This window comes from Amycolatopsis sp. NPDC051061 (assembly GCF_040682935.1).
Classification (GTDB): Bacteria; Actinomycetota; Actinomycetes; order Mycobacteriales; family Pseudonocardiaceae; genus Amycolatopsis.
Genome location: NZ_JBFBBZ010000013.1, coordinates 62,760 through 84,151, shown reverse-complemented (window position 1 = coordinate 84,151; position 21,392 = coordinate 62,760). Strand labels below are relative to the sequence as shown.

24 protein-coding genes are annotated in these 21,392 nt (G+C 71.1%); 3 read left to right on the top strand and 21 right to left on the bottom strand.

All coding sequences use genetic code 11. From position 1 onward, the window contains the following. Nucleotides 1–36 precede the first annotated feature (36 nt). Nucleotides 37–519: a DUF2231 domain-containing protein gene (locus AB0N03_RS19490; RefSeq protein WP_364373246.1), complete on the bottom strand. Its 483-nt coding sequence runs from the start codon at nucleotides 517–519 to the stop codon at nucleotides 37–39. A gap of 532 nt (nucleotides 520–1,051) precedes the next feature. Between AB0N03_RS19490 and AB0N03_RS19485 the strand changes: the two genes are divergently transcribed. After that, the gene (locus AB0N03_RS19485) at nucleotides 1,052–1,801 is read left to right on the top strand and encodes a GAF and ANTAR domain-containing protein (protein ID WP_364373243.1); all 750 of its coding nucleotides are present in this window, start codon (nucleotides 1,052–1,054) and stop codon (nucleotides 1,799–1,801) included. Between the two features lie 195 nt (nucleotides 1,802–1,996). On the opposite strand, the gene AB0N03_RS19480 is transcribed toward AB0N03_RS19485, so the two are convergent. From AB0N03_RS19480 to AB0N03_RS19440, 9 genes are all read right to left on the bottom strand, one after another. After that, nucleotides 1,997–2,680: a DUF6766 family protein gene (locus AB0N03_RS19480; RefSeq protein WP_364373242.1), complete on the bottom strand. Its 684-nt coding sequence runs from the start codon at nucleotides 2,678–2,680 to the stop codon at nucleotides 1,997–1,999. Between the two features lie 187 nt (nucleotides 2,681–2,867). After that, a complete protein-coding gene (locus tag AB0N03_RS19475) occupies nucleotides 2,868–3,152 on the bottom strand; it encodes a YrhK family protein (RefSeq protein ID WP_364373239.1) in 285 nt (94 codons plus the stop codon). Next, complete coding sequence (locus AB0N03_RS19470; protein ID WP_364373237.1) at nucleotides 3,152–3,634, bottom strand: hypothetical protein; 483 nt, start codon at nucleotides 3,632–3,634, stop codon at nucleotides 3,152–3,154. Before AB0N03_RS19470 ends, AB0N03_RS19475 begins: the two co-directional genes overlap by 1 nt. Continuing rightward, nucleotides 3,631–6,057, bottom strand: coding sequence for a nitrate reductase (locus tag AB0N03_RS19465; protein WP_364373234.1), 2,427 nt, complete (start codon nucleotides 6,055–6,057; stop codon nucleotides 3,631–3,633). The genes AB0N03_RS19470 and AB0N03_RS19465 overlap by 4 nt, the downstream gene beginning before the upstream one ends. 245 nt (nucleotides 6,058–6,302) lie before the next feature. Next, on the bottom strand, nucleotides 6,303–6,866 hold the full coding sequence (locus AB0N03_RS19460) for a chemotaxis protein CheB (protein WP_364373231.1): 564 nt from the start codon (nucleotides 6,864–6,866) through the stop codon (nucleotides 6,303–6,305). A 35-nt stretch (nucleotides 6,867–6,901) separates the two neighbouring features. Beyond that, nucleotides 6,902–7,426, bottom strand: coding sequence for a hypothetical protein (locus AB0N03_RS19455; RefSeq protein WP_364373228.1), 525 nt, complete (start codon nucleotides 7,424–7,426; stop codon nucleotides 6,902–6,904). A gap of 152 nt (nucleotides 7,427–7,578) precedes the next feature. Continuing rightward, complete coding sequence (locus AB0N03_RS19450; RefSeq protein WP_364373225.1) at nucleotides 7,579–9,381, bottom strand: thiamine pyrophosphate-requiring protein; 1,803 nt, start codon at nucleotides 9,379–9,381, stop codon at nucleotides 7,579–7,581. Further along, entirely contained in the window at nucleotides 9,378–10,592 is a 1,215-nt protein-coding gene (locus tag AB0N03_RS19445) for a zinc-dependent alcohol dehydrogenase (RefSeq protein ID WP_364373221.1), read from the bottom strand. Before AB0N03_RS19445 ends, AB0N03_RS19450 begins: the two co-directional genes overlap by 4 nt. Nucleotides 10,593–10,853: 261 nt before the next feature. After that, nucleotides 10,854–11,093, bottom strand: coding sequence for a hypothetical protein (locus AB0N03_RS19440; protein WP_364373218.1), 240 nt, complete (start codon nucleotides 11,091–11,093; stop codon nucleotides 10,854–10,856). A 77-nt stretch (nucleotides 11,094–11,170) separates the two neighbouring features. Here AB0N03_RS19440 and AB0N03_RS19435 point away from each other — a divergent pair, with 77 nt between their 5' ends. Then, nucleotides 11,171–11,950, top strand: a complete 780-nt coding sequence (locus AB0N03_RS19435; RefSeq protein WP_364373594.1) for a YbdK family carboxylate-amine ligase — start codon at nucleotides 11,171–11,173, stop codon at nucleotides 11,948–11,950. 68 nt (nucleotides 11,951–12,018) lie between these two features. Here AB0N03_RS19435 and AB0N03_RS19430 read toward each other — a convergent pair whose 3' ends face one another. The 3 genes from AB0N03_RS19430 to AB0N03_RS19420 all read right to left on the bottom strand — a co-directional run bounded on the left by AB0N03_RS19430 (nucleotide 12,019) and on the right by AB0N03_RS19420 (nucleotide 13,649). Beyond that, nucleotides 12,019–12,624, bottom strand: coding sequence for a cytochrome P450 (locus tag AB0N03_RS19430; protein ID WP_364373215.1), 606 nt, complete (start codon nucleotides 12,622–12,624; stop codon nucleotides 12,019–12,021). A 217-nt stretch (nucleotides 12,625–12,841) separates the two neighbouring features. Further along, complete coding sequence (locus AB0N03_RS19425; protein WP_364373212.1) at nucleotides 12,842–13,261, bottom strand: CBS domain-containing protein; 420 nt, start codon at nucleotides 13,259–13,261, stop codon at nucleotides 12,842–12,844. A 55-nt stretch (nucleotides 13,262–13,316) separates the two neighbouring features. Further along, nucleotides 13,317–13,649, bottom strand: coding sequence for a hypothetical protein (locus AB0N03_RS19420; protein ID WP_364373209.1), 333 nt, complete (start codon nucleotides 13,647–13,649; stop codon nucleotides 13,317–13,319). 153 nt (nucleotides 13,650–13,802) lie between these two features. On the opposite strand from AB0N03_RS19420, the gene AB0N03_RS19415 reads away from it, so the two are divergent. After that, the gene (locus AB0N03_RS19415) at nucleotides 13,803–14,606 is read left to right on the top strand and encodes an SDR family NAD(P)-dependent oxidoreductase (protein WP_364373206.1); all 804 of its coding nucleotides are present in this window, start codon (nucleotides 13,803–13,805) and stop codon (nucleotides 14,604–14,606) included. Nucleotides 14,607–14,697: 91 nt separating this feature from the next. Here the strand turns inward: AB0N03_RS19415 and AB0N03_RS19410 are convergent, their stop codons facing one another. The 8 genes from AB0N03_RS19410 to AB0N03_RS19375 form a co-directional block, all read right to left on the bottom strand. After that, the gene (locus AB0N03_RS19410; RefSeq protein WP_364373203.1) at nucleotides 14,698–14,997 is read right to left on the bottom strand and encodes a hypothetical protein; all 300 of its coding nucleotides are present in this window, start codon (nucleotides 14,995–14,997) and stop codon (nucleotides 14,698–14,700) included. Nucleotides 14,998–15,070: 73 nt separating this feature from the next. Next, nucleotides 15,071–15,598 (bottom strand): hypothetical protein, encoded by a 528-nt coding sequence (locus tag AB0N03_RS19405; protein ID WP_364373200.1) that lies wholly within the window; start codon nucleotides 15,596–15,598, stop codon nucleotides 15,071–15,073. A 395-nt stretch (nucleotides 15,599–15,993) separates the two neighbouring features. Next, a complete protein-coding gene (locus AB0N03_RS19400) occupies nucleotides 15,994–16,437 on the bottom strand; it encodes a hypothetical protein (RefSeq protein WP_364373197.1) in 444 nt (147 codons plus the stop codon). Between the two features lie 604 nt (nucleotides 16,438–17,041). Next, nucleotides 17,042–17,851 carry a DUF3592 domain-containing protein gene (locus AB0N03_RS19395; protein ID WP_364373194.1) on the bottom strand — a complete coding sequence of 270 codons (810 nt, stop codon included), beginning with the start codon at nucleotides 17,849–17,851 and terminating at the stop codon, nucleotides 17,042–17,044. Nucleotides 17,852–17,860: 9 nt separating this feature from the next. Further along, a complete protein-coding gene (locus AB0N03_RS19390; protein WP_364373191.1) occupies nucleotides 17,861–18,388 on the bottom strand; it encodes a hypothetical protein in 528 nt (175 codons plus the stop codon). 52 nt (nucleotides 18,389–18,440) lie between these two features. Then, on the bottom strand, nucleotides 18,441–19,115 hold the full coding sequence (locus AB0N03_RS19385) for a hypothetical protein (RefSeq protein WP_364373188.1): 675 nt from the start codon (nucleotides 19,113–19,115) through the stop codon (nucleotides 18,441–18,443). A gap of 24 nt (nucleotides 19,116–19,139) precedes the next feature. Beyond that, complete coding sequence (locus AB0N03_RS19380) at nucleotides 19,140–20,012, bottom strand: hypothetical protein (protein ID WP_364373185.1); 873 nt, start codon at nucleotides 20,010–20,012, stop codon at nucleotides 19,140–19,142. Next, entirely contained in the window at nucleotides 20,012–21,391 is a 1,380-nt protein-coding gene (locus AB0N03_RS19375) for a hypothetical protein (RefSeq protein ID WP_364373182.1), read from the bottom strand. The genes AB0N03_RS19380 and AB0N03_RS19375 overlap by 1 nt, the downstream gene beginning before the upstream one ends. Nucleotide 21,392: the final 1 nt, after the last annotated feature.

Sequence of the window (21,392 nt, the reverse complement as noted above, 5' to 3'; positions counted from 1 at the left end):
TGTCGAGCGAGCCGGTGATTTCTGCCCCTTCTGTGATCACCGTTTGCTGTGCGAGAGTGAACTCGGGGCCTGCAGCCCGGCTTCGTCGTCCACTCCGACACCGAGGCATTCGACCAGCTCGCCGCCCAGCCATCCGGTCACCCCGGCGATCGCGACACCTGCGAAGCCGAAGACCAGCGCCCACGCACTGGGGATCCAATCGGCGGCGTTCGCGCGCAACAGCCAGCTGACCGCGAACAGCACCAGCAGGAGCATGTTGCCCGCACCGTGGATCAGGCCGACCCGCTTGGCGCGTGTGCCGGCCGGGATGGCGTACCAGTCGATCCACCCGGGCAGGGCCGCCACCAGCCCGCCGATGATCCCCGCGGCGATCGTGTACGCCGCGGCCACCGGGAACCCGGCCCCGTCGGTGATCAGGTACAGGATGTCGAAGACGACCGCAGTGGCCAGCAACCCGAACGGGAACACGATCAACATCGGATGGACGGCGTGACCGAACGCCTTGACGCGACTTTCCACGATCAACCTCCCGGGGTGCGTTTCGAAGATCGGGATACCCCGTCACCCGCAACTCATGCACAGTGCTGTCCTCGCTGATCGTGTCGCCGAAAACGTCATCATCGCCGGATGCTGTGGGGCATGCCTGGGCCGCGCGCGGGCTGCGGGTGCCCGCGCGCGGCTCGCCACCGGGCCCTGAACCGTTGAACGCCACCGCCAGGCCGGCTGCCCGTGAGTCCGGCCCTCGGCACCCACGACCCGGGTCGAACCGTCGTCCGCTGTGCCAGTGGCCCGGCGCGGGACTAGGGTGGGCGGCGAAGGTCTTTCGTGTGCATCGGGTTTACGGTGCTCCGCCTTCTGACAGATCTCGTCTCGGGCGACTTGAAGGGTCGTTGGCGCACGACAGCGTGCATGACGACGACCCTGGTTCAGCCTCGAGCCGCAACCGCATCATCACCCCGCCGCACGTCCGGGCGGATGCGGAGGGCTCGATCGATGTGAACGGGGTCCGCGGCGACTCGGCGATCTCGCCGTGGCGAGCGGAGGTTGCACCATGGCTCGATCACGCTCCGATTCCGACAACATGTTGTGGCCGCAGGTGCTCGACGAGGTCACCGGCGCGCTCGGGGCGCTCACCGCGGCACTGGACAACGAAGCGGATTTCCAGGTGCTGCTGCACCAGGTGTGCCGCCAGGTGGTCGCGGCGGTGCCCGGGGCGGGAGAGGCGACGGTGACGCTCCTGCGTGATGAGCAGCCGCGCACCGCGGCCACGACCAGCGAGCTGGTCGCCGAGCTGGACCGCGATCAGTACCGCAACGGCGGCCCCTGCCTCGATGCCGCCCGTCACGGCGAAGTGGAGCGGGCGTCGGTGGAGCAGGCCCGCGAGCGGTGGCCGAAGTTCGCCGGCGACGCCCACGATGCCGGGTTCGACAGCTTCCTGTCCGCACCGCTGACGATCAACAGCGAACACGCTGGAGCGATCAACTGCTACGGCACCCGGGCACGGGGATTCGCCGACCTCGACGTCCAACTCCTGAAGCTCTACACCACCGCGGTCGAGGCGATCCTGCGTCTCCACCAGCGCTACCTCCACGCCACCGAACTCGCCGCGCACCTAAGCACCGCGCTGGCCTCCCGAGCGGTGATCGACCAGGCCAAGGGCATCCTCATGGCCATCCGGCAGATCAGCGCGGACGAGGCGTTCACCCTGCTGGTCGAACAATCGCAACGGGACAACGTCAAGCTGCGCGAACTCGCCGAACGCTTCGTCGCCCACGCTGTGAACGCCACCGGCCGATCCTAGCCAGCTCGGCCCGAAGTCGGCACGGTTCGCCGCGTTGAGAGAGACGTCCCAGCACACCAACGCCAAGTTGCACGGGGCTGCCAGTACCGTCGTGGCACCGGCAGTGCCGAGCAGGTCGAAGGAGATGCCTGGAAGCGCCAGAGGCCGCGAGAAGCCAGTTCGTACGCCTGGCTTCCCCACGATCTCGCGTCTTCGTCAGCCGGACTCGTCGGTAACACCGTGCGGGGCGCCGACCGGCTTGGACTCGGGGGAACCCCGTTGGCGGAGGTACACGCCCAGCACCGCCATCGAGCCGATCGCCAGGAACTCCGACTGCCGGTTCTGCAGCGTCCGATTCCAGAAGTCCGCCGACACCAGGTACTCCGGCCAGGACACCGGATCCCCGAAGTCGCTCAGCTGCTCGGCGTTGTACGCCGCGACCCCGGCGACGGACTGGGCCAGCCACGACAGCAGAAAGATCGTGCCCATCACCAGCCCCAGCGAGCGGGCGAACACCGCAGTCCGCCAGCCGCCCGCCTTCGCCCAGCGCGGCGAACCCGCCTTCACACACCGGCCGAGCAACTGGTCTTCGTCGCTTTCCGTGCCGATGCGACCCAGCGGCTTAGACTCCGGTGAACCGCGCTGGACCAGCCACACGGTCGCGATGACGTACAAGAAGAACTGCAGGTACTCGGACTGCCAGTTCTCCGCCACGTCGACCGCGAACGACGAGGACGTCAGGTAACTGCCAAGGCCGACCTGGTCCACGCCGTGGGCGAGTTGCTTGTCGTTGAAGTCCGCCAAACCGGACAGCGCTTGTCCGACGAGGCTCAGGAGGAAGAGGGCACCGAACGCCAGTGAGAGACCATTGTTGCGGAGGAACGCGCGAAAACCGCTCATCGCCCGAGCACTCCGATCAGGATGAAGTACGCCAGACCGCCGAGCACCACGACCGGCGAGTCTGATCATGGCCGCGGATACCCGGAATCGGGTCACCGCACACGGCCGTTGGGCGTCCAAGTCGAGATGAGGGCGATACCCGGCAGGGGCAGGACCGTGCCGACAGGCCGTACGGAACGAACCGCGGTCAGAAGTCCGGTGTCGAATCGACGGCGCGGTCGCGGCGGATCCGCTGCAGGTGCACGGCGCGGGTCAGGCGAATGATCGGGCGGATCAGCAGCTCGACACTGCCGACCAGGAACAGCCACGTGCCGGCCGTGGCGAGGTCTTCGGAGAAAAAAAGGACGCTGCCGGCGATGAACCACAACGCGATCAAGATGTCGTTCGCGATGCTGAGCACTTCGTAGCGACGCCGGATGACCAGTTCGTCGTGCCCGAAGGTCAGCACGAGGTCGGGCTTCGCGTCCGGCATCAGCTGGCCAGCACCTGCGGGGACAGGACTTTCAGCATGGCGTTGGTCCATTTCAGCTGCCTCAGCGTCTGCGGGTGACAGCGACCGGCCAGCTCCAGCAAATCCGGGTCCTTGACGGCCTGAGCGCCTTGGGCCAGCAGCTCCCAGTCGAGGGAGACCCCGGCTGCCTTGCGGTGCAGCCGCCGGAGGTCGGCGAGCAGCAGCAGGCCGGTTTCGGGGCGCCGGCCGCTCAGCTCGGCCACCGTCGCGCGGATCGCCTCCATCGGGCCGGACGGTGCCGGCGCCGCACCGGACAGGTGCACGTCGTAGGCGCGCGCGGCGTCCGCGAGGTCGCGGACGTGGGCCTGCGACCACCGGGCCAGATCATGGGCGACGTGGTGCACCTCGTGCTCGGCGGCGTGCCGATCGGCCACCTTGATGAGGTCCTTCGCCAGCGACGTTTCCGACCGGTGCAGCTCGCGGATCGCCAGTCCGAGCTTCATCGGGCCCCTCCCTTCGGCTCCACGGCTGTGAGGTCTTCCTCGACGCCGTTCCGAGGCCGGCCGGCCGCGATCGAGTCGCTCGCCGTCGTCCGGTCGGATGCCGCGCGGCGGATGGCGGCCGCGGCGGTCTTGAACAGCGGTTGCTTGGACACCGGATCCCAGTCGGTCAAGGTGAGTTCGTTGGCGGCGCGGCCGCCGTCGCGGCCGACGGGGTCTTCGGTGTCGAAGTAGCCGTAGTGGAACGGGATGAACAGGACACCTTCGCGGATACCGCCGACGCGGACACGAGCGTGGATCCGGCCGCGTGGGGTGGTGACTTCCGCCCAGTCCCCCTCGTGCAGATCGAGGCGTTTCGCATCGATGTCGGATACTTCCACCCAGGCCTCCGGGGCGGCAGCCTGAAGCTGCGTCGCGCGAGCGGTCTTGGTCCGGGTGTGGAAGTGGTAGATCGTCCGTCCGGTGATCAACGCGAACGGATGGTCCTCGCCCGGAACCTCGTGCGGCGGAAGGTATTCGGCCGCCTTGATCATCGCCTTGCCGTCCGGGTTCATGGCTTTGTACTCCGTCGGCTCCATCGGCGCGCCGGTGACCAGGTCACGTCCGTAGCTCTCGCAGTAGTCGGGCTCAGCGAAGAACTTCCCGTCGGCGTACAGCCGTTCGGTGCCGTCCGGGTTCTCGTCGTTGCAGGGCCATTGGACACCACTGGTCGTGCGAAGCTTCTCGTAGCCGAGGCCGGTGTAGTCGCACGGCCTCCCGGCCGACGCGCGCTTCCACGCCTCGAACGCGGACTCGGCGTCGTGCCACTGCGGGAGCGGCGCGCCGTCCTTGTCGCGGAAGTCCATGCGCCGGGCGTAGTCGAGCAAGATGTCGAGGTCCGGGCGGGCCTGGCCGGGTGGCTCGACGGCCTTTTCCGACAGGTGCACCGTGCGGTCGGCGTTGGTGAACGTGCCGGTCTTCTCACCCCAGATCGCCGCCGGAAGCACGACATCGGCCAGTTCCGCGGTCTCCGTGCGGAAGGCGTCCTGGACCACGAGGAAGAGCCGGTCCTGCGTGAGGATCGACCGGATCCGGCGCAGCTCCGGCAGGGACACGGCCGGGTTGGTGGCCGACACCCAGAGGAACCGCAGGGTGCCGTTTTCCGCGTAGCGCAGCATCTGCATCAGGTGCGTCGGCGGCCCGTAGTGCGGGATCTTGCTCTGCTCGACGTTCCACAGTTCGGCGAGCTCGGCGACGTGGGAGTCGTTGGCCCAGTTGCGGAAGCCGGTGAGGTCGCCGTCGGCGCCGCATTCGCGGGTGTTCTCGGCGGTGGGCTGGCCGTTCATCTGCAGGACGCCGGCGCCGGGCTTGCCGAGCATGCCGCGCACCAGGTTGAGGTTGTTGACCTGCACCGACGCCGCGCCGGCCTGGTGAGACTGGTAGAAGCCCTGCAGGACGGTGCACAGCAGCCGCTCCGCCGAGCCGAGGAGTTCGGCTGCGGCGCGGATTTCGGCTTCGGTCAGGCCGCAGATCGCCGCGACCCGCTCCGGCGGGTAATCCGCCACCATCTTCTCGAGATCACCGTAACCGACGGTGCACCGCTCGACGTAGTCGTGGTCGACCCAGTCGTGCTCGATGATTTCGTGCAGGAGCCCGTTCATCAACGCGAGGTTGGTTCCGGGCAGCGGCGCCAGGTGCAGGGTCGCCGCCCGGGCCACGGGGGTCTCGCGCGGGTCGACGCACAACACCGAGGGCGGGTTCGGACCGTCGAGCCGATCCAGGATGCGCGACCACAAGACGACTTGCGTTTCGGCGACGTTGTGTCCGAAAAGGGCGATGACGTCGGCGTGGTCGACGTCCGAATAGGACCCCGGCTGGCCGTCGCAGCCGAAGGACTCCTTGAGGGCGGCGGCCGCGGTCGCGGTGCAGAGGCGGGTGTTGCCGTCGAGGTGGTTGGTGCCGATACCGGCACGCGCGATGGCGGCGAGCGTGTAGTACTCCTCGGCGAACAGCTGGCCGCTGGTGTAGAAGCCGACCGCACTCGGCCCCTGCTCGTCCAGGAGCCGTTTGCTGTGTTCGACGACCAGCTCCATGGCTTCGTCCCAGCTCGCCTCGACGAGTTCGCCGTCCCGCCGGACCAGTGGGGTGGTCAGCCGGTCCGGGGACGCGTTGGCCTGCCAGCCGAACAGGTCCTTCGGGTCGAGCCGCCCGCGGTTGACGCGGTCGTCGGCACGGCCCCGAACTCCGGCGATCCGGCCGTCCTTGACCGCGATGTCCAGACCGTCCCCATTGGAGTGCAGAACCGCGGCGCTGCGGACCCAGCGGTCGACGTCAGCGGGTTCCAGCCCATCGGCCAGGTGACTGTCCACCCGTACCGGCCACGCTTCCCCCGGCCCGTAAGGCGTCCGGGTGCCCCATGGCTGGGTGATGCCGTCACGCTGCGCCACGACCGAACCTCCCGATCATCGTCGTACCGGCGGCGGATACCCGGGAGGACGCCCAGGCAAACTCCGATCCTTACCCAAGACAACTGTTTCCGACCGGTGGCCGATCACCGCCGGACCACGGGCACCCTCTGGCCGCTGCCGAGGCACCGCTCGGATCCTGCCCATCCGGCGGTTCCCCACCGGCTGATCGGGTGTGCGCCCGTCCAGGACGACGATCGCGCGTTGAGGTGGTGCGGACTGCCGCGTCAGCCCCGATGGGCGCGGACGTGACCCACGATGGCCTCGGCGATGTCGGGCAACGCGAGCACGTTCTGGACCAGCGTGGTACCGATCGCCGCCTCGGGCATCCCGAAGTGCTGCGAACTGGCCTCGTCCTGGGCGAGGACCGTGCCCCCGCAGTGCACGACAGCGCGGATCCCGGCCTGGGCGTCAGTGCCCTTGCCGGTCAGCACCACCGCCAGCGCCCGCGGTCCGCACGTCACCGCGTACGTCGCCGGCAGGAGATCCGCCGAAGGCCGGGCCGGCGGCAGCGCGCCGGCGTCGATCAGTCCGACTCGGGCATCGGAGGTGACCAGCAGGTGCCGGGCCGGTGGCGCCACGAGCACCGTTCCGGGGATGAGCCGGTCGTCGTTGACGGCTGCGCGGACCGTCAGGCCGGTCCGCGCGGCCAGAATGCCGGCCAGCTCGCTGGGACGGCCGGGCTGCAGGTGCTGGACCACCAGCAGCGCCGCGGGGAGCTCCGGCGGCAGCGGAGCCAGGACGCCGGTCAGCGCGGCCAGTCCACCCGCGGAGGTCACCAGCGCGATCACCGGGAACTTCAGCGCGTAGGGATCCTTGCCCGCGATCAGCTGTCGCGTCCGCTGAGCGCGTCCCGCATCTCGTTCGGGTGCACCGACCGCTGCCCGGGCTCCCCGCGGTCGAGCATCGCCGCATACGTCGCCGTGGTGACCCAGCCGTACGCGAGGTGCGGCACCACGTCGGCCACCCAGTCCGAGAACGACCAGTCGCGGGGATCCGACACTCCGATCGCGGCCATCGGCGCGGCCGACACGGCGATGGCGCCCACGGTGGCGACCGCGCCGGCCGTCGTCACGGACGGTCGCCAGCCCGCCGCGCGGATCGCGCCGTACCCGGCGCCCACCACCAGCCCGGACACGATGCCGAGCAGCGCGCCGGCCCCCGAAACGCGGTTGTCCCGCCCCCTGGCGGGGATTTTGACGCCCGCCAGGTCGGCCAGCCGGGTCACGCTCTGCTCCGGGGTCCGGCTGGCCGGCCTGCCGCGCAGCACCATGTCCAGGTAGGTGACGGCGTGCAACGCCGTGGTGCCCGCCGCTCCCGCGGCCAGGCCGCGCACAATCGATCGCCTCATGCCGACGGGTGCCCGGCCCCGGATCGCCGAAACGCGGGACTCACGGCGCGGCTCGCCGGACGAGGTCGCCGAACACGCCGAGGATCGCCCTTCCCGGCGACCGGAACCCGCTCCCCACCCAGCTCAGCTCGATGCCCGGACTTCCGGGCCGGTCACGACTCCTCCAGGCGATCGCGGTCGTCGTGGCCTTCGTCGGCGCGTTGGCTCAACACATGCTCGCGGACCGCGTCGCTGCCGGGTTCCTGCGCCAGGCCGCGGTAGATCATGTCGGCCTTGTCGTCCGGCAGGTGCGGCGCGAGCAGCGGCACGGCCGGGTCGACGACCGCCTCGACGACCACCGGCCGGTCGGCCGCGAAAGCCTCCTGCCACGCCTTGTCCACCGCGTCGGCGGAGTCGACCTTGATGCCGCGCAAGCCCAGCAGCTCGGCGTACCCCGCGTACGGGAATTCCGGTACCCGCTGCGACACCGGGAACCGGGCGTCGCCTTCCATCTCCCGTTGTTCCCAGGTGACCTCGTTGAGGTCCCGGTTGTGCAGCACCAGCACGACGAACCGCGGATCCGCCCAGGAGCGCCACCGGTCGGCCACGGTGATCAGCTCGAGCAGCCCGTTCATCTGCATCGCGCCGTCGCCCACCAGGGCCACTACCGGCCGGTCCGGCGCGGCCAGCTTGGCCGCGAGCCCGTAGGGCATCGCGCAGCCCATCGCCGCCAGGTAGCTCGACACGTGCGCGGGGACACCGCGCGGCAGCCGCAGGTGCCGGGCGTACCAGTAGGTCGCCGATCCGACGTCCACCGCGACCCGCGCGTCCTCGGGCAAGTGACCGGACAGCTCGTGCACGACCAGTTCCGGGTTCAGCGGATCAGCCGGGCGCTGGGTGCGCTGCGCGGCGACGTCCTGCCAGCGCGAAACGCTGTCGCGCACCCGGTCCTGCCACGTGCGGTCCGGGTTGCGCGCAAGATGGGTGAGCAAGGCGGCCAGGGTCTCCCGGGCGTCACCGACCAGCGCCACCTCCACCGGGTACTTCGCCCCGACCACCCGCGCCTCGATGTCGATCTGCACCGCCCTGGCCTGGCCCGGCTCGGGGTAGAACTCGGTCCACGGGTCGTTGCAGCCGACCATCAGCAGCGTGTCGCACCCGGCCATCATCTGCGCGCTCGCGGTCGTGCCCAGGTGGCCCATCACGCCGGTGTGCCACGGCGCGCTCTCGTCCAGCACGGGTTTGCCGACGAGCGACACGGTCACCCCGGCGCCGAGCCGGTCGACGACCGCCTCGACCTCGCGCGCCGCACCGGCCGCGCCCCGGCCCACCAGCAACGCCACCTTGCGCCCGGCGCGCAGGACGTCGGCCGCGCGGCGCAGGTCTTCCTGCTGCGCCACGACCTTGGGGCGGTTCACCACGACCGCCGAGGGGACCACCCCGTGCGTGTGCGGCAGTTCGCCGGGCGCGTCGGCGCGCTGGACGTCGTGGGGGACGATCAGGCAAGTCGGGGTGCTGGTGGCGATGGCGGTGCGGAAGGCGTTGTCCAGCACCATCGGTAGTTGCTCGGGCGCGAACACCGTCTGCACGTACTGGCCGCAGACGTCCTTGAAGAGGGTGTGCAGGTCGACCTCCTGCAGGTAGCCGCTGCCGAGCGCGGTCGTCACCACCTGCCCGACGACCGCCACGACCGGCCGACGGTCGAGCTTCGCGTCGTACAGCCCGCCCAGCAGGTGGATCGCACCCGGACCCTGCGTGGCCAGGCAGACCCCGGGCGTCCCGGTGTACTTCGCGTGCCCCGACGCCATGAACGCGGCCATTTCCTCGTGCCGCGTCGGCACGAACTCGGGGTCGCCGCCGGCGCGGTGCAGCGCGGCGAGGATCGGGTCGATCCCGTCGCCGGCGTAGCCGAACACCCGCGGGACACCCCACGAGCGCAACCGGGCCACCAGCGCGTCGGCGACCGTCCCGGTCACGCCGACACCTCCAGCACCGTCTTCAGCCAGCCTTCCTCACGGCGGTCGAACGTCTCGTACGCCTCGACGGCCGCCGTGGGGTCCGTGCGCTGGGTGATGAACGCGGTGGGGTCGAAGCCGCCGGTGGCGACCAGGTTCAGCAGCTCCGGCACGTAGCGGCGGTGGTTGCAGTTGCCCATCTTCACGGTGAGGTTCTTGTTCATGGCCTGTCCGAGCGGGAAGCTGGAGAACCCCGGCGGGTACACCCCGATGACCCCGATCGTGCCGGCCTTGGCAACGGCTTCGACCGCCCACTGCGCAACCAGGCTCGGCGCGTTGCCCGGCACCCACTGCTCACCCGAAGGCGACGCGTCCGGAGCCGCCTCGGCGCGTTCGGCCTCGAACTGCTCTGCCTGCTGCGCCACCTTTTCCGCGGCCGGCCCGCCGGACGGGCGCTGCGCGTCGACGCCGACCGCGTCGATCACCCGGTCCACACCGATCCCGCCGGTCAGCTCCTTCACCAGCGCCACCGGGTCCTCGCGGTTGAAGTCGACGGTCTCGGCGTGCTGCGCGCGGGCCGCGTCCAGCCGCGAGCCGATGCCGTCGACGACGAACACCCGGCCCGCGCCTTGGCGCTGCGCGGACGCGATCGCGAACTGGCCCACCACCCCCGCGCCGAACACCAGCACGCTGTCACCCCGGCCGACCTCCGCGAGACGGGCGCCGAACCACGCCGTCGGGAAGATGTCCGACACCAGGATCGCCTGGTCATCACTCACCGAATCCGGGACGGGGACAAGCGTCGTCATCGCGAACGGGACGCGCGCGTACTCCGCCTGCAACCCGTCCACCGGACCCGTCGATTCCGGACCGCCGAAGAAACACGTGCCCGCGCCGGGCCCGTTCGGATTGGCGGTGTCACACTGCGCGAAATAACCCGCCCGGCAATAGGAACACGTTCCGCACCCGACGGTGGAACACACCACCACCCGGTCGCCGAGGGAGAATCCCCGCACCGCCGGGCCGACCTCCTCGACGACACCGACGGCCTCGTGCCCCAGCACCGTGCCCGGCTGCATCCCGGGCATCGTGCCGCGCACTAGATGCAGGTCCGTCCCGCAGATCGCGCTGCGCGTGATCCGCACGATCGCGTCGCTCGGTTCCAGGATCTTCGGATCCGGCACCTCATCCACCCGGATGTCACCGACACCGTGCCACACCACTGCCTTCATGAGCTTCTCCTCGTGATCGCCGTCTCCGCGGCATTCCCGGCAGGGTCCGGGACAAACGCGATCACCTGACCCGCTGTCCGGGGTTCACGACTTGTTGCCGGGTTCCTTGGTCCGGCTGCCGAACTCGGTGTGGCCGTTCGGGCACTTCGGGATCTTGCGGCCTTCTTTGACGGGAGACCTTTTCACCGCACTTCGCGCAATGGAAGTCCCCGTCTTCTGCGCCTTTCGCCGGCTTTCGCGGTCATGGCAGAGTTCCTTCCTTCAGCTGGTGGTGGACATCAGGTCCCGGCAGGCCCGCTCGCACGACCGGCACGCGTCCGCGCAGATCCGGCAGTGCTCGTGCATCTCGGCGTGCGGCCCGCACTCGTCCCCGCACGACTTGCCCACCATCGCGCACGCTTCCCGCAGCGCGCGGATGATGTTCGCGTCGTAGCCGGTGTGCCGGGACAGCACGCGGGCGGTGGTGGCACACACGTCGGCGCAGTCCAGGTCGGTGCGCACGCACTTGGTCAGGTCCGCGACCGACTCCTCGCTCAGACAGACGTCGGCGCACGCGGTGCACGCCTCGGCGCACCGCCCTGCACGCCGGGGCGCGGCTGCTGGCCGTCGGCGTCCCGATCGCCGGGGCGCCGGTGGGCCGGGTGACCGACACCCCGCGCTACCGCCGGCTGGAGCGCCGGTACGGCGCGATGATCACCGGCCAGGAGATCAGCGGCTGCCACGTGCACGTCGGGGTACCGGACCGGGAGATCGCCGTGCAGGTGAGCAACCACGTGCGGCCGTGGCTGCCGGCCTTGCTCGGGTTGACCGCGAACTCGGCCATCCACCGCGGGCGGGACACCGGCTTCGCGAGCTGGCGGGCCGTCGAGACGTCGCGGTGGCCGTGTGCGGGCCCGCCGCCGGTGTGGACGTCGGCGGCGGAGTACGACGCGGCGGTGGCCAGGATGATCGAGTGTGGCACGGTCCTCGACGAGGACATGGTGTACTGGGACATCCGGCCGTCGGCCCACCTGCCGACCCTCGAAGTCCGGGTCAGCGATGTCCCGGCGACGGTCAACGAAACCGCGCTGCTGGCCGCACTCGTGCAGGCCCTGGTCTCGGCGTCCGTGCGGGCCGTGCAGGCCGGTGTGCCCGCGCCGCGGGTGCCCGGTCGGCTCCTGCGCATGGCGTACTTCCGGGCGGCACGCGAGGGCCTCGCGGGACGCTGGCTCGGCCGCCCTGCTCAAGCAGCTGCGCCCGGAGCTCGAAGCGTTCGGCGAATACCCCCGCGTGGCCAAGCTGCTGGCCCGTCAGCTCAATGGGGGGAACGGAGCCGACGGGCAGCGGGACCTCTGGCAGCGGCACCGGGACGTGCCTGAGCTGGCGGACACCGCCGTCCGCCGGACGTTGCTCGACTCGCAGCCGAGTCCGCCCGTACCGCGGCAGGTCACGGCCTGACGCCCGCCGGGGTCAGCACGAACCCGCTGCGGGGCCGCGCCGGGACCCGCCTCAGCGAGATGGTCAGATCCTGCTCCGGCACGTCGTAGTCCAGCCTCGCCAAGCGGATCACGAGATCTCGCAAGATCGACACCGTCGACGGCTCACCGGGACAGCGGTGGTTCGTCACCGGATCACCGCCGCCTTGCGGCACCAGCTCGAACGCGCCGATGTCGTGGCCGAGGAACCGCTCGGGGCGGAACACGAACGGGTCGCCCCACAGCTCGGTGTCGTGGTTCTGCCCCCAAAGGTGGAGCAGCACCATGGAGAACCGGGGAATGCGGTCGCCGCGCCAGGTGAGGTCCCGGACCGCGCGGCCGCCGATGAAGGGCGCGAACGGGTAGAACCGGCGTAGTTCGTGGGCGAACGCCTCGGCGAACGCGGTGTCTCCGGCGGCCAGGCGCTGCCGGTGCTGCGGCCAGCGGTGCAGCGCGTGCCCGGCGTAGGCGACGAACCAGCACACCGCGACCGTCGGACGGATGACGTTGAGCAGCTCGACCGCGGCCAGCCGGGGCGGCAGCAGTTCCCCCGTCGACCTCCCGGTGCCGCACGACAAGGTCGACGGCCGTACCGGGCTTGACCTCGGCCGCCCCGTCCCGCACCCGGGTGTGCGCCACTCCGGACGCCGACCGGGCCCGGAGGCCGGGCAGCCACGCGTACCCACCGAGCAGAGCAGCGATGGACTCGTCCGGCAAACGAGGGCGAATTCGCCTAGCCCACGGCGTACCCGCCCCGAGACGGGGTAAACCGCGGGCGCCGGGTCCCCGGCCGGATCAGGTGTTGCCTTCTTCGGAACTGATGTCGGCGAGCGCGGAGTCCGGGTCGCCTTCGATGGCGGCGTCGCCGAGGGACAGCACGCCGACCGGCCGGCCGTCCTCGACCACGGGAATGCGGCGCACGGCGGCTTCGCGCATGCGGGTGATCGCGGCGTCGGCGTCGTCGCCGGGGGACGCCGTGAGGAGCTGGTCGCTGCACACGTCGCCGAGCGTGCAGGCCGAAAGGTCGTCGAAGTCGGCCACCCCGCGAACGACGATGTCGCGGTCGGTGACGATGCCGCGCAGCTGCCCGTCCTCGACGACGAGCACGTTGCCGACGTCCTTTTCCCGCATGGCCCGGGCGGCTTGCCGCACGGGGGTGCCCGGCGACAGCGTCGCCAGGTCGGTGGTCATCAGTTCGCGCACCTGTTGAGTCATGGCAGTCCTTTCGTCGAATCACTTGCCGGTAATCGCGGCGCCGGAACGCGAACGGTCAGGGACGCCCGCGCGCCGGCGTCTGCTCGGCGACACCGTGCCGCAGCGGTGTCGACCCCGGGGCCGCGGTCGACTCGCCGACCGGCGAGCCGCCCGGCGTGCCGCTCACGGGTGGCGCCGCCTGGGGATCGCCGGGCGCGGGTTCGGCACCGTGGCGCAGCCGGTCGAGGCGGGTTTCGAGGAGCTGCAGGATCGCTACCCGCCCGCCGTGGGCGTGTTCGTGCTCGACGAGGGCGCGGACCTGGCTCTCGTCGAGCGACCGGATGCGGTGCTGCAGCACCCCGATCGGGGTCTGGTCGAAGTCGCGCAGCGGGAGCTCGTGCTCGGACATGCTGTCTCCTTTCTCGACCTGCGGCCTACCCGGTGCCGCGTCGAAGAAACACGGGGCGGCGATCGGGGTCCGCCGGGTTAGCCGCGGCCGGCGCGGGTAGCCGACGGCCCGAGGTCGCGCACGAGAGCAGTCGTGCCGGGAAAGGACGCACTCATGACCACACCGACCAAGCCACTGGCCGTCGTCACCGGGGCGTCGAGCGGGATCGGGCTGGAACTGGCGAAGCAGTTCGCCGACCACGGTTTCGACCTCGTGATCGCCGCCGAAGACGCCGAACTGATCAGCGCGGCGAAGCAGCTTCAGGAACGCGGTGCCGAAGTCGACTCCGTCCGGACCGACTTGGCCTCCTTCACCGGGGTGGAAGAGCTGATGGCCCGCATCGAGGCCGGCGGCCGCCCCATCGACGCGGTGGCGATCAACGCAGGGGTGAGCGTCGCCGGAGACGTCGCCGGGGACACCGACCTGCGCGCCCTGCTGAACATCATCAACCTCAACGTCACCTCCGCGGTGCACCTCGCCAAGCGGGCCACCACCGCCATGGCCGCACGCCGCCACGGGCGGGTGCTGTTCACCTCGTCGATCGCCTCGACCGCGCCGGTCCCCCACAACGCCGTCTACTCGGCCTCGAAAGCGTTCATCACGTCGTTCGCCGAAGCCCTGCGGATCGAACTGAAGGACACCGGAGTCACGGTCACCACCCTGCTGCCCGGTCCGACCGACACCGAGTTCTTCGAGCGGGCGGGCATGGAGGACACGAAGGTCGGCTCCGGCAAGAAGGACGACCCGGCCGAAGTCGCGCGGCAGGGTTACGAGGCGTTGATGAAAGGCGAGCAGAAGGTCGTCGGCGGGTCGGTCGCCAACAAGGCGATGGCGGGCGTATCGAGGGTTCTTCCGGACCGCGTCAAGGCCACCGCCCAGGGCAAGATGCACGAACCGGGCTCCGGGAAGCCCGACTGACCCCCGGGTGGCGGCGCAAACCGGGCGGACCGCCCGGCTCCGGGGCGTCGGCGGTCAGCCGGAGCCGCGAGAATCCGGGTGAGCGCCGGCATCAGCCTCTGCCAACACGACGATGACCAGTCGATCGCCCGGCGGATGGTGTGCCGCAGGAGCGCACCCACCCCTCTTCCAGGTCGACCCGCTGGTCCATGACCGTCACCGTCCCTCCGGACACCAGCGCCGCCCACGGCAGCGCTTCGTCCACCCGCTGCTCACGGCCGTCTTCGACGCCGAAGGCCAGGAGGCCCTCGCGGTCGGCGGCGATCTCGCCGGCGTTCGTGCCGACCAGATCCGGGCGTCGCCCGATCGCCGAGCAGCAAGGTGTCGACGTTGGCCTCGGCAGCTTGGCCACGACCTCGGCGAAACCGGTACCTCGTTCCGGTCCAGGCCCATGCGGTAGCGCTCGACGAGGCCGTCGAGCTCCTTCAGCCGGTGATCGGCCAAGCCGTCCGGATCTCCTGTTGCTCCCTTGAGTAGCCCGCGGCGCGGCCGCACGCGGACAGCTCGCGGGTGGTCTCCTGCGGCGCGGGTGCCAGCTTGATGTGCAACGCTCGGCGCGACTGCTGCTCTCCCGCCGGCAGCACGAGCCCCGGATGGAGAGTGGCCAGCTTGGCAAGCGAGGTGATCGTGTTCGCCGACGACGAGCCGGCATTCAGCAGCTCGTCGGCGAAGTCGAACGCGGTCAGGTCGGAAACCGGCAACTGCGCCCGCCAGTCGAAGAACCACTGCATGGCCCGCCGGCGGGCGATCGGCACGACCACCGAGGTGTCGACGCCGAGGCCGTCGGCACGAATCCAGCCAAGCGCGTCGGCGTGGTTGCCGGCCAGCCACCAGGTCACCTCGGCCGGCTTCACCACCAGCTTGGCCACGATCACCGCGACCTTGTCCAGCAGCCGCAGAGCTTTGAAGACGTCGCCGAACGTGGATTTCGGGGGGAAGGGGCTCGATGACATCCCGCCGTCCCACACCGGAGCAGGATCGAGTTCTGCTTCTTCGTGAGGTCGCCGAGGGCTTTGCCGAGCCTGTCGGCTTCGGCTTCCCGATCGCACGCGGCCTGGTCGTCGACGCCGGCCAATTCGCTTTCGAGCACCGCTCGGCGGTCTGCATGAGGCGAACTTCTGGGACGGTATTGCCGACGCGACAGCCAGACCGAGCCGGTGCGCGTGCCCCTGGCCGACTGCAGCCTCTTGAAGCGGCCGTCGCGCGGGCGGGAGAATTGGACGGCTCACCCTGCGACCTCGGTGAGGCTCCGCCGGGCCGGCGGATGCCCCACAGCTGCGGCACCACCCGGGCCCGGCAGCTGGATATGAAGGTAGCCAGGTAGAGCCAGTGCGGTTGATCCGTGGTTTCAGTACCAGCCGAGCTCGGCCAGCTGTTTCGCGGCTTTGCCCACGGGCCAGAAGCTCACCTTGTCCAACCGGCCCGACTCGGTCTGGAACTTGACGCCGCGGCTGAACGGCCCGCGCACCCGACGTACGCCGGTCACCTCGGCGCGGGCGATCCGGATCGGCACAAGGACCTGGACGCGCAGCTCGATCTGGGTTCGGCTGACCAGCAGGCTGGCGAACGGCCACGTCGCGCTGACGCCGTTGACCCGGGCCCCGCCCCGCAGGACGAGGTCGTAGTCCTCGTCCCGCAGCTCGGTGATCCGGCGCACGTGCTCCGGGGCCGGCGGCCGGACCTGGCCGAGACCTCCGGTCTTCTCCCGCCGCCGGATGCCGACAAACACCGTCGTCACCAAAAGAGCGCAGATCGCCAGCAGGACGATCCCCATTTCCGCGCCAGGGCTCATCGACGTTTCTCCCGCATCACCGGCGAAGTATCTCAGTCGAACAGACTCGTCAGCCAGTTCCAGACCTTCGGAGTTTCGACACCGGGAGACCTCGCGTCCGGTCGAACGCCTCCCCACGGCGCGACGTGGCAACCAGATCGGACCGGAAGCTGTCGGCGAGCGCGAACGTTCTCCCGCGAGCGCAAACCCAGCCCGGTCAGGTCAGGCTCACCACGACACCGGTCCGTCCCGCCGGGACTTCGCCGTGGAGCGGGATCACCTGCCCGGCCTCATACGTCTCGAGGATCAACAGCGGCAGCCCCGGATTGCCCACGAACCCGGTGGCGTCGGCGTTTCGGCGGCTCGGCGTAGCCGGCGGCGACCGCCGCGTCGATCTGGGCCCGGAGGACCTCGGCGTTGTCGCCGTTTCGAAGGGTAATAACCCCCAAAGTGAGCGGTCCGTTGAGACCTCTACCGCCCGAAAACGCGTCCTCCAGCACAACACCGTTCCGTGCGCTGGTCATCGACAACGTCAGCGGTCGGACGCTCGTCAACGTGTACCGTGCCTGCGGGGAATCGGGAGAGGCGAAGATGCCGGCAGGTGGCCGATGACCGGGCCCAGGTGCTACCCGAACAGCGGCCCCGGGTACGACGTTCCTTCCGGTTCCACCAGGACCGCCTCCGCGTCCTGCGGGTCGTACCGCACCACCACCGCCGAGCCCCGGGACGGCGCCTGGAACAACGGTGTCACCATCGTCGCCACCACGGTGCGCTCCCCCGTCTCCGTCGGGAAGCGGACGTGGACCACGAACCGCGGGTGACCCAGCACCCAGACGTTCGTGAACTCGATGTGCACCACTCGTCCCGTCACCTGCCGGCCCCGCTGCCGCAGCGCCTCCGCCCGGTCCTCCGCCTCCCCCTCACGAAGGAACGCCCGCAGCAGCACGACGATCAACACCAGCGCCACCACCGCCGACACCGCCGGGACCAGGTACGGCTCGTAGTACACGACCCAGTCCACATCGGACCAGGGCGCGGCCTTCCCGTCGAGGAACGGCAGCCGCTGCCCCACCGATTCCGGCGGCGTCCACGACGGGATCGCGACGCCGCTGCCCAACGCGACGCCCAGCGACGTCGTCAGCGAGCCGGCCCGGAAGCCGAGGCCGAGACCAAAACCAGGACGGTTCAGCGACATCCCCGCGCTCCACAGCATCGCGAAACCGAGGGATGACGCCACCGTCACCGCCACGCTGAAGAACAGCACCAGCGACACCGCCGGGCCCGCGTCGGCCCCCCACGCGTCGACGCGGTTCAGCGACATCAGCCGGAAGCCGTCCAGCAGGCCGAGCGCCCCCGACCAGCCCGCGGCCGCCCACGCCAGCGTCGTCGGGACGCCGAGCAGCCACAGGCGCCGGGGAGCTTCGAATCCGACCACGGCCGCCGCCTAGTCGATCGGGCCGAACACGGCGACCTTCGCCGGGTCGGCCGGGTCGACGCGGGCTTCGTGCCGGGTGCCGGGCGCGTACTGCCGGATCGTCGCCTGCGGTGTGATCAGCGGGGTCACCGTGCGGTAGGTGGTGCCGTCGGCGCGGGTGACCTCCAGCGTCGCGGTGTACTGCGCCTGCCCGGCGATCGTCCGGCCGGTCGGCTCCAGGGCGCGGATCACCAGCGTCGCCGGCTCGCACGTGTCGTACAGCCGCCGCAATTCGGTGCCGTAGGCCTGCAGCTCCTGCTGCTGACGCAGCTGCTCTTCCGGCGCAAGCGCCATGAACGCCGCCATGTCCGGGTCGGCGGTCAGGCCCCGCAGGGCCTGCGCGGCCAGCTGCGGGGTCGGCAGCTGCGGGGTGATGTCGTGCCCCTGCGCCGCCGCGGCCTGCCGGAACTGCTCCGCGTGCTGCCGGAAGTCCTGCGTGCCGCGGGCCATGCCCTGCTGGGTGGCCTCGTTGACCTTGTCGCGGATCTTCTTGAACATCGGCCCCGCCTTTCGCTGTGTGGTGTGCCCACAGCTTCGGGCGGGGCGCGTGCTACCGAACCCAGGTTTGCCCGTCGTCGGAGGCATCGAGGCAGGTCAGCGCCGCCCAGAAGACCGGCGAACGGCTCGGCTCGGCCCGTTCGCGCCACCGCGCCAGCCGCGTCCGCTGCCACGCGCAGAGCTCGGCGACCGGGTCGTCGCCGGCCAGTGCCGTGTCGACGGCGATCACCAGCTCGGCCATCGGGTCCGCGCCGGGCACCGCTGCCGACGTCGGCAGCGCCCACACCGTCGCGGCCACCAGCCGGGCCCCGGCCGCGACCGCCGCGAGCAGCACGCCGAACGGCTCGGCCAGGCCGAAGTCGCTTGCGCTGGCGCAGCCGATCAGGGCCACCCGCGCCGGCATCGCGTCCACTTCGGACAGCGCGAGGTCCGCCGCGGTGAAGGGCCGGTGCGCGCCGATCGGCGCGGCCGTGCCGGGCAGGCCGGCCGCGCAGGACAGGTGCAACGCGGTCTGCGCGCCGTGTTCGTCGCGGACCCGGCTGACGTGCCCCACGAACACCAGCCGCGAACACGGCTCGGCCAGCAGCCGCAGGAGCAGCCGCCGGTCGGTGTCGGTGCGGCGGACCAGGTCGAGACCGCGCGCGGCCGAGGGCCGGACGGGACCGGCGGCGAGCCGCGCGTCCAGGTGGCGGATCAGCGGCGACGCCGGATCCTGCTTGCCCAGCACCGAGCCCAGTTCGCCGAACGCACTCTAGCCGGGGATCCGCGGGTCGAGCAGGTAGACCGGCGGCCCGGGCGGCGCCGGCGGCCGGCGCGGGATCCCGACGGGAGCCAGCAGCGAAACGTCGGCGACGTCGAGGACACGCTCGTCGCCGTCGAAGCAAACGCCTTCCCCACCGGGTTCGAGCACGCGGTCCGGCCGCCGGTCGGGCAGGGCGAGCAGCCCCCACGGCACCGCGGCCAGCCTCGGCGACGGCTGCACCCGCAGCAGCGGACGCCGTCCGTCGACGGCCGCCTGCCGCAACCGCGCGACGAGGTCGGCCGGCAGCAGGTTCAGGCCGAGGATCCGGGCCAGCCGCTGTTCATCCGCGAAGGCGTTCAACGCCCGTCCGACAGCGTCGGGAACACTCTCACCTTCGTGCGGTGTCGGCGACGCGGCGTCCAGAAACTCGCGAGCCGTCGCGACGAGGGCAGTGTCGACCGGGTGGGTGTGGACGGTGTCGAGATCGCCGGTGCTCCGCCAGGTGAGGTAGGTGTGCCCGGCGTCGGCGTACCGCAAGAGGAACGTCTCACGCCCGGCGTCCGGCCAGGTGCGCACCATCGGGGTTTCCGTTCGGGGCAGGGCATACCGCTCGGCGGCGACGTCGAGCCAGCGGTCGAGCAGCATCGATGACGTCGGCGACCACCGCAGCGCGGGCGGCGGGGCCAGGCGCAACGGCAGCGACGACGTGACGGCGCCCAGCGCGGCGAGCGGCAGCCGATCGCCGTCGGACGCGACCTCGAAGGCGGGGACGGTCCCGGTGAGCTCGAGCGGTGGTCCCTCGGTGTGGGCCCCGACGGCGCAGGTGCGCTCGACGAGTTCCGCGACCAGCCTCGGCTCGTCCAGCCGGGTCAGCACGACCATCAGCAGTTCGGTCGCCGGGCCCGCGACACTCCGCGCCCACGCCGTGCGGGCTCGTGGCGACGCGAACTCGAAGCGGTACTCCGCCGCCGCCAAGGCCAGCGGGAGCAGCAATCGAGCAGCGCCCGCGGGTCGTCCCCACGCGCGAAGCCGATCGTGGCCGCGACGAAGTCCGTGTGCAGGCACTCCAGCCACATCCCGGACGCGCGCGCCGACTCTCGCGCCCGCGTCGCGTGGTCCTCGGCCGTGTCCCAGTCCCCCTCCGCCGCGGCGCATCGGGCCAACGCGACGTCGAGCCGTCGCAACCCCGGCGTGTCTTCGTGGGCCGTCCAGATCTTGCCGGCGTGCTCGAACTGGTCCCGCGCCTGCCGGACGTCGTCCGCGAGCAGCAGCAGCGTGCCCAGCGCGTGGCTCGCGTCCGCGACATCGCCGGTCGCGCCCGCCGCCGCGAGGTCGTCGCGGGCCGCGACGATCGCCGCGACCGCACCCGGGAAGTCACCGCCCAGCGCACGATCCGTGGCCAGGTCGACGGCGTACTTGGCCGGGTGGTCCGCGGTGAGCCGGACCAGGTCGGCACGCGCGTCGGCGTCTTCACCGCCGGCCTGGCGAAGCCGGGCACGTTCGGCCTGGACCATCGCGCGCAGGGACTCGTCGTCCAGCGCAGGCAGGATTTCGTCGAGTGCGGCCAGTGCCCCGGCCGGATCCCCGGCCGCCACCTGGACGCGGGCCTCGAGGATCCGCAGTTCCAGCTCATCGGCGCCGTGCGGGTCGAGCAGTTCGGGCGGGTACTGCTCCGGTCCGGCCGCCTTCCGCAGTGCCGCCCGATGCCGCTGTCCCGCGATCAGCTCACGGGCTCGTGCGACGTCACCCTCCTCGGTGGACAGTGAGATCACCACGCGGTCGGCCACCTCACGGGAGCCTTCGATCATCCGCAGCTCGGCGTACTGTCCGAAGTGGACGGCGGCGGCCGCGCTCACCCGGAAGGCCGTCAAGACGGCTTCGGCGCATTGGCGGGCATTGCGCAGGTCTCCCGCGGAGTAGCAGACGGTGGCCAGGTCACTGACGGCGGCGAGTTCGAGGTCGCTGCGGTCGAGCCGCTGCGCGAGCTGCCGCATCCGGCCGTACAGCCGTTGTGCCCCAACGATGTCCCGGGCCGCGGCGAGCCGCTTGGCCTCCTGCTGGACCTCGACGGCTTCGCCGAACAACCGCTGGTACTCGGGCTCGGTGAGCGAACACGCGGGCAGTTCGCCGTAGGGGGCCGGGTCCAGGCCGAAGTGCGCGGCGACGCACCGGCAGTTGTAGCCGTGCGAGCTCGCCCCGGCCAGTTCGGCCGGCACCGGCCGGTCCGGCGGAGTCAGCGGCGGCGGCAGACCCACGACCACG